The following is a 9,996-nucleotide window of genomic DNA, read 5'->3' on the forward strand; positions in this document are numbered from 1 at the left end:
GCAGGCCGAGCACGGGCCATTGCCCGTCTTCGTCCCGGTCCTGCTCCTCGTCGATCACGTGAAGGCCGGCCTCGAGCGCGGCTTCCAGCGTGACCGGGTCTGCGAAGCCCGGCACAGCCATTTCATCCTGCAGGCTGGACAGCTCGCTGTCGAGCGGCACTGCAGCAGCGTCTTCATCCACCGCCGTTTCAGGTGTGAACGGCGGCGGCGCATTCAGGTCGTTTGCGACTTCCAGGTCGCGGTCGTCAACCGGCAGCGCGCTGGCATCCAGATACGGCGACAGATCATCCACCGCGGTCAACGCGGCGTCTTCCAACGCAGTGTCTCCCGATGCCGCCACCGCCTGTCCGGCTTCAATCTCCGCAGCAGCGAGCGTGGCAGCAGCCTCATCCAACGTCGATTCGGGCGCCGGGGCGTCCGGCATCGAAGGCCACCCTGCGTCGAAGTAGCGCGACAGATCATCGCTGCCCGTCAACTCAGCGGACTCCAGGCCCGCGTTGATCAACGCGTTCTCGCTGGCGTGCACTGCATCCAGCACGTCGGCATCGGCGGCATCGACATCATCGGTATCACGCCCGGCTTCCGGCTCGATCCCGACCTCATGCGTCGACACGACGACATCGGTCTCGGTATCAGCCTCGGCATCGGCATCGGCATCGGCATCGGCGACCAGCGTAAGCAGCTGGTCGTCTTCGTCTTCATCCTCGACGTCCATCCCGGCCATCGGCCAGCGTGCTTCCGGCAGCTCGCCGGCCAGCGCCTGCAGGCGCTGCGCCAGTTCAGCCTGCGGCGCAATCCGCGGCTGCTCGGCCTGCAGCGCGTCCATGGTCGCGTTGATCGCCTGCGCGGTCTCGTCCAGTGCCGCCACGGCGTCATCACCCGGCACCACCTCGGCGGCCAGCGCGCGCTTGATGTACGACTCGGCGCCGCCGGTGACGGCGGTGATTTCCGGCACTTCGGTCATCGCGAAGGCGCCGTTCATGGTGTGCACCGCGCGCAGCAACGCGTCGCTGACTGGCTGCGGCGCCTGCTGCGCAGAACGCAACCAGCCCTGCAGGGTGGCCTGGTGCAGTTCCACCTCGGCCTCCAGGATCTCGCGCAGCACGCTGTCGATGTTGGCCGGAGTACCTGCCACTTCGACAGCGCTCTCTGCCGGAGCATCGACAACCGGTTCGGTGCTGCCCAGCGGCTCGACAACATCGGACGCTGCCACCACCGTCGGCACAGCGGCGCCCGGCAGCGCAACGTAGAACGTCTCTTCGCCTGCAGCCACGCGATCGGCGATGGCCTGCATCGCCTGCAGGTCGACGCTGACCCGCTGGCCATCGCGCAGTGCCGCGTTCAACTGCGGCAGTGCCGTGTATGCGTGATCAACCATCGCCAGCACCGCCGGCGTGGGGGCACGGGTGCCATCGAGCACGCGATTGAGCATGCCCTCGATCTTCCACGCGAACTCACCCAGGGTACGCGCGCCAACCAAGCGGCCACTGCCCTTCAGCGTGTGGAAAATACGACGGATCGGCCGCAGTCGATCCATGTTGTCCGGCTGCAAGCGCCAGGCCGGTAGCAGCGTACCGAGATTGCCCAGCTCGTCGTCGAATTCTTCCAGGAACACTTCGCGGATGTCCTGGTCGATGTTTTCGGCATCGTCGTCGAAACCCGCATCGAACCCGCCCTCGGCCACAGCCGACGGTACGGTTTCGGCCGGCACGGCAGTTGCCTGCATGGCCTGGGGATTGAAGTCGGCGGCGGCGGCGTTCAGCTCTGCGAAGAACTGCGCATCGGCCTCGCTGAAGTCGATTGGCGCGATGGTATCCACATCGACCAGAGACACGGTCGGCGCAGCTGCCGATGCAGGCAGGTCTTCGGACCCGCGCAGATCAGCGGCCGGTGCGACGTAAGCCTCAGCCTCGGTCTCGGTGGTGGCGTCGGTCAATTCGGCAACGGCCAGGCCGTCGTCGAACTGCGGCACCGCAACTGCGTCAATGAGTTCCAGCGTCGCAGGCGACTCCTGTTCGTCGTCCAGCGACAGCGTTTCCATCGCCTCCAGCGACAGCACGTCATCGGCGTTGTCCAACAGGCTGCTGTCGAAACGGAACACCACATCGTCGCTCAGCAGCGGCTGGCCGTCCTGTTCGGCGGCAACCGGATCGAATGCCGGCGAAATGACCGCATCCAGTGGCGCAGCAAACGACGCCTCGTCCAACGAGGTCGCCAGGAGGGCGTCATCGTTGACGTCTACGGCGGTTGCCTGCGCGTCGCCCTCTTCCAGCACCGGCGCTTCGGACAACGTCCAGGCAGCGGTGCTGGACTGTTCGGCGGACACCGGATCGAAGCTGACCGGATCGAAGCTGGCGAACGTCGGCGCACGCTCGTCGCTGTGTTCCGCAGCCGTACCTGCCGGCGCGTCGAATCCACCCAGCTCCCACTGCGGCACTTCCGGCGCGGGTGCACTGGAGGCCGCGAACAACAGGGGCGCCGGGGTGTCGCGTGGTTCGGCAGGAACAGCCGGCGTAGCCAGCGATCCGAACATCAGGCCGTTGTCGGCGGCCGGGGCCTCCGGCAGCGGATCAAAGGTGAAATCGGGCAGCGGGGCGGGCACGTCGCCCGGCGTCGGCGCGGCGGCCTGTACGATGGCGTCCAGCGGTTCGATCTGCAGCGGAACGGCCGGCACGGGCACGGCTTCGCGCTCGACCGGCTGCACCGGCTCGGCTGCGGCCACGCCACGCTCTGGCAGCGGCCAGTAGCGCAGGGCTTCCAGGCTGCTGCGGGTGATGTCGAGAATGTCCTCGCGACCCGGACGGCGGTCACGCAGGGCTTCCAGGTAGTACTCCAGGCTGGCCATGGCATCGGCCAGGGTGTCCAGCTGGCGCCCACTGGGCACGCGCTGGCGGCCGATCAGTTCGGCTTCGATGTACTGCTGAACGCCGCGCAGGTAGTCGGCAGCGGTGCCCAGGTCGAGCATGCGCAATGCGCCGGAGACATCACCGAGCAGGCGTGGCACGTCCTGCAGTTCGGCGTGGTTCCAACTGGTTTCAATGAAAGCGACGAAATGCTCGCGGGCGGCGGCGAAATTGGCGATCGCCTCGTGTGCCAGCACTTCCACCGTGCGCCGGTTCTCCACCGCGCTTGGATCATCCTGGCCACTGCCACTGGCACCGAGGTGTGCGACCTGGTCGTCCAGCGATGCATCGACATAAAGCAGCGCACCGGCGATATCCAGCAGCAGGTCTTCGTCGATCTGCTGGCGGCCGTCGACAACCCCGCGCAGCGCGTCACGCTGCTGCACGACCACGCCGCGCGCGGCGCCCAGGCCGAGCATGCCCAGCGTATCGGCCACCGAGCCGAGCTTGGTCACCTGCTCCTGCAGCTGCTGCGGCGCGCCGTCGGTACGCAGGTGCAGGTCCAGGGCGTCCTTGACCTGCAGCAGTTCTTCCTTGACCGCGTTGCCGACGGTGTCCAGCAGTTCGCGGTTGCGGCCGCTGAGGCTGCCACGTGCGTGGTCCAGTTCCGCTTCGGTGGCGGTCACCGAATCGGGCGCGAACGCGAACAGCACGCTGTCGTTGATCAGCGCTTCGCCACGGGCGGCGCGGATCTCGTTGAGCAGCGGCTGCAGCACGATCGGAATGTCACGGTGCCCGTTCTGCAGGCGCTCCAGGTAGTCGGGCAGCAACACGCTGCCGCGCATCAGGGTGGCGCAGGCCTCATCGCGCTCGGCCACCTCGCCCTTGCCGACAGCAACGGCGAGCTGTTCCAGCTCTTCGGCCACCATCGCCGGTGCATACAGTTCAACCATGCGCAGCGTGCCCTGCACCTGGTGCAGGTAGCCGGCGCAGATGCGCATGCGGCTGCTGTCGCCCGGGTCTTCGGCGAAGTACTCGACCTCGTTGCGCACCAGGCGCAGGGTCTCGTCCAGCTCGGGCTTGACCCAGCCCAGGGCCGCGTGGCTCATCGCATCGCGCAGGCTGCTCATGGATGCGCTCCGGTCGCCGCCGCGCGACGGTCGCGCGGATCCTGGCGTGGGAAATGGAAATGCTTCATCGACTGGTTCCTTGCTCGCCGCCCTGCCCGTGTCACGCCGGCAGCTTGAAGTCGGCGACCGAACGACGCAGGTCGGCCGCCAGCTGCGCGAGGTGGCCGATCGACTCGGCGGTCTGCCCCGCACCCTGCGAGGTCTGGCCGGTGATCTGGCGGATCACGCCCATCGTGCGGGTGATGTCCGACGCTGCCGACGACTGCTGCTGGGCGGCGATGGAGATGTTCTTGATGAGGGTGTTGAGTGCGTTGGACACGCGCTCGATCTCGGTCAGTGCGGTACCGGCGTCTTCGGCCAGGCGTGCACCTGACACCACTTCGGCGGTGGTCTGTTCCATCGAGGTGACCGCTTCGTTGGTATCGGCCTGGATGGCCTGCACCAGGTTCTCGATGCGTCGGGTCGCACCGGAGGTGCGCTCTGCCAGTCGCTGCACTTCGTCGGCCACGACCGCGAAACCACGACCGGCTTCACCGGCCGACGCTGCCTGCACAGCCGCATTCAACGCCAGGATGTTGGTCTGCTCGGAAATGTCGTTGATCAGTTCCACGATCGAGCCGATCTCCTGCGAGGACTCGCCCAGGCGCTTGATGCGCTTGGAGGTTTCCTGGATCTGGTCGCGGATCTGGTCCATGCCCTGGATGGTCTCGCGGACCACGCCGGCACCCTCGGCGGCGATTACCACCGAACGCTGTGCCACGTCGGCCGACTCGGCCGAGTTGCGCGATACCTGCTCGATGCTGGCGGCGATTTCGCCGATCCGGTCCGAGGCCGAGGTGATCTGGTTGGCCTGGTGGCCCGCCGCTTCGGCCAGCTGCATCGCGGTTGCCTGCGTTTCCTGGGTCGACAGCGCGACCTTGGCCGAGGTGTCGTTGATGGTGGTCACCAGGTGGCGCAGCTCATCCACCGCGTAGTTGATGGCGTCTGCGATCGCGCCGGTCATGTCCTCGGTCACCGAGGCTTTCACCGTCAGGTCGCCCTCACCGAGCGAGGAGATTTCATCCAGCAGCCGCATGATCGCCTGCTGGTTGCGGCTGTTGAACTCCACCTGGGTCTGGTAGCGCAGTTCCTGCTCGCGCGAGCGGCTGCGCACGTTGGTGGAGACGAAGCCGATGATCGCGATCAGCGACAGCGCACCGGATACCACGCCGATCCAGAAATTCGGGAACAAACGGGTGTCGGACACCGAGCCGAACGAGGAGAACGCTTCGAACAGCTTGCGGCTGTCGGTCAGCATCTTCGCCGAACCCTGGCCCAGCGTGGCGGCAGCGGACTGCGCGGCGAACAGCTGGCGCGAGCTGGCCAGGATCGCGTCGGCGTCCTGTTTCATCGCCTCCCACTTCTGCTGCGACTGCTCCAGCGCCGCAACGGCGGCAGCGCCGCGCACGGCGGTGATGCCCAGATCCTCGTTGCCATTGCGCAGCGCATCGAGCACCTGCGAGAACACGGTGATGTCGCGGGCCAGCGCGTCACCGGCAGCGGCCGCAGCCGTGCCGCCGGCGCGTATTTCAGTCACGCGACGCGCCATCGAACCGGCCACCACCACCTGCTGCAGGGCACTGTAGACCTGCGACGCCGGGGCGCCGGAGGCGGACATCGCACGCACCAGTTCGTTCAACTGGGCCTGCAGGCCCGGCACCGCGCCGGAGAAGTTGTTGGCGTTGCCGGCCAGGGCCAGCACTGCGGGTTCACTGGCGACCAGCTGGCCTGCCTGCTTGCCCAGCGGCGTCCAGGTGTCGGCCAGGGTCGAGATCGCCCGCGACACGCCGGGCTCGTTGCCGTAGCGCCCCTGCAGGGTCGACACGTTCTGCTCGATCGCGTTGCGGGTGGCCTTGAAGGCGGTGAAGGCCTGCGCGTTGCCGCCCACCGCGTCACGACCCTGGTTGGCCAGCTGCTGCGACAGCACCTGCAGGTCCGCTGCCTTGGAGCCGGCATCGGCCAGGCGGCTGCCCTGCCAGGTGGACACACCCGTGTTCACACCGAACAGGATCATCGACAGCGCCAACAGCGCCAGCCAGAGGTTGCTGCCGCCCAGCCGCAGCTTGCCGGACTTGGTGGCATCCGAAGCAGTACTCATCGTTCAACCTCGATTTTCAATGCAGGGGGCGATGCCCGGCCTCAGGCCGCGGCTTGCCGGAATTCAGGGGTGCGCGACAGCAGCGAGAGCGAGAACACGCCCCAGTCGTTGCCATCGGCATGGAAAGCGCGATCGACGAAGTGACCGTAGCGTCCTTCGGCCAGTGAACCGGCCTCGATCTGCTGGGTCAGCTCGAAACTGCGCTGGCCGAACAGTTCGTCAATGGTCAGGGCGACGTCGCCACCGGCCTGGCGCATGATCAGCACGCGCTGGCCTTCCTGCTGGACGGTGCGCGCACCTTCCAGGAAGTACTTCAGGTCGACCACCGGGAACAGGTTGCCGCGCAGGTTGCCCACGCCCAGCAGCCACGGCTGCGCGCAGGGCACCGGGGTCACCGGCGGCATCGGTACGATCTCCACCACTTCGCGGAAATCGGACACCAGCCGGCGCTGGCCGACACGGAAACCGACGCCACGCCACAGGTCCTGGGCGAACTGCCGCCCGGGCAGCTGCACCGCGTGGGCCAGGCTGCGCCGTTCGTAGGCTTCAAGAATGTCGAAGGGCGAGCGCATCAGGCCACCAGCTCGTTGATCCGCGCGATGAGTTCTTCCTCGCGCGGCGGCTTGACGATGTAGTCGGCGGCGCCCTGGCGCAGCCCCCAGGCCTTGTCGGTTTCCATCGCCTTGGTGCTGACGATGATGACCGGGATGTGCTTGATCGCGGCGTCGCGGGCCATCGCCCGGGTCGCCTGGAAACCGCTCATGCCCGGCAGCACCACGTCCATCAGGACCAGCTGCGGCACCTGGTCGCGGACCAGCTGCAGGCCATCTTCGGCGTTGTCCGCTTCCAGCACCTCATGGCCGGCACGGCGCAGCCATTGGGTGAACACCGCGCGGTCGGTCGGTGAATCCTCGATCAGGACGATACGAGCCATTGTGCCTTTCCCCCCTGGTCAGGCGTTGACGTACGTGCGGATGGCACCCAGCAGTTCTTCGCGCGTGAATGGCTTGGTCAGGTATTGCTCCGAGCCGACGATGCGCCCCCGCGCCTTGTCGAACAGACCATCCTTGGATGACAGCATGATCACCGGGGTCGCCTTGAACAGCTGGTTGCCCTTGATCAGTGCGCAGGTCTGGTAGCCATCCAGGCGCGGCATCATGATGTCGACGAAGATGATCTGCGGCTGCTGGTCGGCGATCTTGGCCAAGGCCTCGAAACCGTCCGTTGCGGTCACTACTTCGCAGCCTTCGCGCTTCAGTAGTGTTTCCGCAGTCCTGCGGATGGTCTTCGAGTCATCGATGACCATCACCCGGAGTCCTGCGAGCTCCCCGCCCGCAGTCGTGTTTTCAGTCATTGCCATTCCCCAAGCGCGCGGCCCAATCTTTGGCGGGAGCCGCTGCGAAAGCGTATCTATATCGCACTTCCCGCGCCCGCTTCAAGGGCGGTCCGTGGCGCGGGGCGTGGCGCCGGGCTGAACGTGACCGGATTGGCAATCACTGCGCAGCCGGGCAAGGGACGCTGCGTTGCACATTGCCGGGGAGGCGCACAGCCGGCGTTGCCGCTACCATCAACGCCTTGCCTGACAGGTGCGCCCATGCCGTTGAACGTCATCGTGGTGATGGATCCCATCGCCCACATCAAGATCGCCAAGGACACCACGTTCGCCATGCTGCTGGAAGCCCAGCGCCGCGGCCATGCCCTGCACTATGTGCGCCCGGGCGGGCTGGCGCTGGAAGGCGGGGTGGCCGTGGCCTGGACCGCCCCCTTGCAGGTGCGCGACGACCCGTCCAGCTGGTACGAGCTGGGCGCATTCAGCCGGACTGAGTTCGGCCCCGGCCAGATCGTGCTGATGCGCAAGGACCCGCCGGTCGATGCGGAGTACGTCTACGACACCCAGGTGCTGGATGTCGCTGCCGCCGCCGGCGCCTGCGTGGTCAACAACCCGCAGGGCCTGCGCGACTACAACGAGAAGCTGGCGGCGCTGCTGTTCCCGCAGTGCTGCCCGCCGACCCTGGTCAGCCGCGATGCCAAGGCGCTGAAGGCCTTCGCGCTGGAACACGGCCAGGCCGTGCTGAAGCCGCTGGATGGCATGGGCGGCCGCTCGATCTTCCGCAGCGGCCAGGGCGACCCCAACCTGAACGTGATCCTGGAAACGCTGACCGACGGCGGCCGCAAGCTCGCCCTGGCCCAGAAGTTCATCCCCGACATCACCGCCGGCGACAAGCGCATCCTGCTGGTCGATGGTGAGCCGGTCGACTACTGCCTGGCGCGCATTCCGCAGGGCGATGAGTTCCGCGGCAACCTGGCCGCCGGTGGCCGCGGCGAAGGCCGCCCGCTGAGCGAACGCGACCGCTGGATCGCCGCCCAGGTCGGCCCGGAGATGAAGCGTCGTGGCATGCGTTTCGTCGGCCTGGACGTCATCGGTGACTTCCTGACCGAGGTCAACGTGACCAGCCCGACCTGCGTGCGCGAACTGGACGCGCAGTACGGCCTGAACATCGCCGGCACCCTGTTCGACGCGATCGAGGCCGATCTGCACTGATGGATGCCGCACCTGCCGTCCTTGCCCCGCCGCCGCGCGAAGCGCAGCGGCTGGGAGCCACCATCGCTCTGTCGGTGCTGGTGCACGCCCTGCTGATCCTCGGGGTCGGCTTTGCCGTGAAAGGCGATGCGCCACTGGTGCCGACCCTGGAAGTGATCTTCAGCCAGACCCGCACCGCGTTGACCCCGAAGCAGGCGGATTTCCTGGCCGCCGCCAGCCAGGAGGGTGGTGGCGAACATGATCGTGCGCAGCGCCCACGCGACAACCAGGCCGGCATCGTGCCGCAGGCGCAGTCCGGCATCAGCCCGGTACCGCAGCAGCAACAGTCGGCAGCACCGGTGCCGCCACCGCAGGCGCGCGTGGTCAGCAGCCGCAATGGCGAGGACACGGTGTCCCTGGCGCAGTCGCGCCCTACCCCGTTGCAGCCCACGCCGGATGCACCACTGACTGCACGCGAACAGCGCGATGCCGAGATGGCGCGGCTGGCGGCGGAAGTACACCTGCGTTCGGCGCAGTACGCCAAGCGCCCGAACCGGAAATTCGTTTCGGCCAGTACGCGCGAATACGCCTACGCCAACTACCTTCGCGCGTGGGTGGACCGCGCAGAGCAGGTCGGCAACCTGAACTACCCCGACGAAGCGCGGCAGCGCCGGCTGGGCGGGCAGGTGGTGATCAGCGTGGGGGTACGCCGCGATGGCAGCGTGGAAAGCAGTCGCATCCTGCGCTCCAGCGGCACGCCCCTGCTGGATGAGGCGGCGCTGCGGGTGATCCAGCTGGCGCAGCCGTTCCCGCCGTTGCCCAACAGCGACGATCAGATCGACATCCTGCAGGTCACGCGCACGTGGGTTTTCCTGCCGGGCGGCGAACTGCGCGACGACCGGTAAGGGTTTCTGCCCGGGCCTGCGGCCCGGGACCCGCCGAGGCAACAGCAACGGCAACAGCGAGATCAAGAGAAGCGGTTGGGCTGTTCGGTTTGGCGGGGCGGTGTGGGCTTGCAGGACACGCCGTAAACCCATCCATGGGGGCTCGATGGCGCCATCCATGGCGCCAACGGTCCTGCAAGCCCACACCGCCCCACCCCTGACAGATCGCGGCGCATCGTTGCTGTTGGTAGCTGTCGACCTTGGTCGACACGATGCATCCACGCCATGCCTGCACGGTAGATCCACGCCATGCGTGGATGTGAGCGAAGCGACCGGCTTTTGAATTTGATTTTGTTTTGATTTTCCGTGGCGGACGCGCACGGAAACTGTCCGTGGCCGGGCGGGTGGGTTGCGCAGGGGCGTGAGCCGCATGGATGCGGCGACCGAGCTTACATGGACGTATTCACGGCGTCCCCTGCGC

The 9,996-nt window shown here is 67.2% G+C and carries 7 protein-coding genes; 2 read left to right on the forward strand and 5 right to left on the reverse strand.

The genetic code is table 11. The annotated features are described in order from the left end of the window. The 5 genes from DBR20_RS12950 to pilG all read right to left on the reverse strand — a co-directional run. Positions 1 to 3,973: Hpt domain-containing protein (locus DBR20_RS12950; RefSeq protein ID WP_181393080.1), on the reverse strand; the 3,973-nt coding region annotated here is incomplete at its 3' end. A gap of 100 nt (positions 3,974 to 4,073) precedes the next feature. Further along, positions 4,074 to 6,110, reverse strand: a complete 2,037-nt coding sequence (locus tag DBR20_RS12955) for a methyl-accepting chemotaxis protein (RefSeq protein ID WP_089236528.1) — start codon at positions 6,108 to 6,110, stop codon at positions 4,074 to 4,076. Positions 6,111 to 6,151: 41 nt separating this feature from the next. Continuing rightward, positions 6,152 to 6,682 carry a chemotaxis protein CheW gene (locus DBR20_RS12960; protein ID WP_025877750.1) on the reverse strand — a complete coding sequence of 177 codons (531 nt, stop codon included), beginning with the start codon at positions 6,680 to 6,682 and terminating at the stop codon, positions 6,152 to 6,154. Further along, positions 6,682 to 7,044 carry a response regulator gene (locus DBR20_RS12965; RefSeq protein ID WP_025877749.1) on the reverse strand — a complete coding sequence of 121 codons (363 nt, stop codon included), beginning with the start codon at positions 7,042 to 7,044 and terminating at the stop codon, positions 6,682 to 6,684. The genes DBR20_RS12960 and DBR20_RS12965 overlap by 1 nt, the downstream gene beginning before the upstream one ends. An 18-nt stretch (positions 7,045 to 7,062) precedes the next feature. Further along, complete coding sequence (pilG, locus tag DBR20_RS12970; RefSeq protein WP_005418455.1) at positions 7,063 to 7,464, reverse strand: twitching motility response regulator PilG; 402 nt, start codon at positions 7,462 to 7,464, stop codon at positions 7,063 to 7,065. Between the two features lie 240 nt (positions 7,465 to 7,704). On the opposite strand from pilG, the gene gshB reads away from it, so the two are divergent. Both gshB and DBR20_RS12980 read left to right on the forward strand, forming a co-directional pair. After that, a complete protein-coding gene (gshB, locus tag DBR20_RS12975) occupies positions 7,705 to 8,652 on the forward strand; it encodes a glutathione synthase (protein ID WP_108266465.1) in 948 nt (315 codons plus the stop codon). After that, on the forward strand, positions 8,652 to 9,536 hold the full coding sequence (locus DBR20_RS12980; protein WP_108266466.1) for an energy transducer TonB: 885 nt from the start codon (positions 8,652 to 8,654) through the stop codon (positions 9,534 to 9,536). The genes gshB and DBR20_RS12980 overlap by 1 nt, the downstream gene beginning before the upstream one ends. The last annotated feature ends 460 nt before the right edge of the window (positions 9,537 to 9,996 follow it).

It is taken from the genome of Stenotrophomonas sp. HMWF023, assembly GCF_003060985.1.
Lineage (GTDB): Bacteria > Pseudomonadota > Gammaproteobacteria > Xanthomonadales > Xanthomonadaceae > Stenotrophomonas > Stenotrophomonas lactitubi.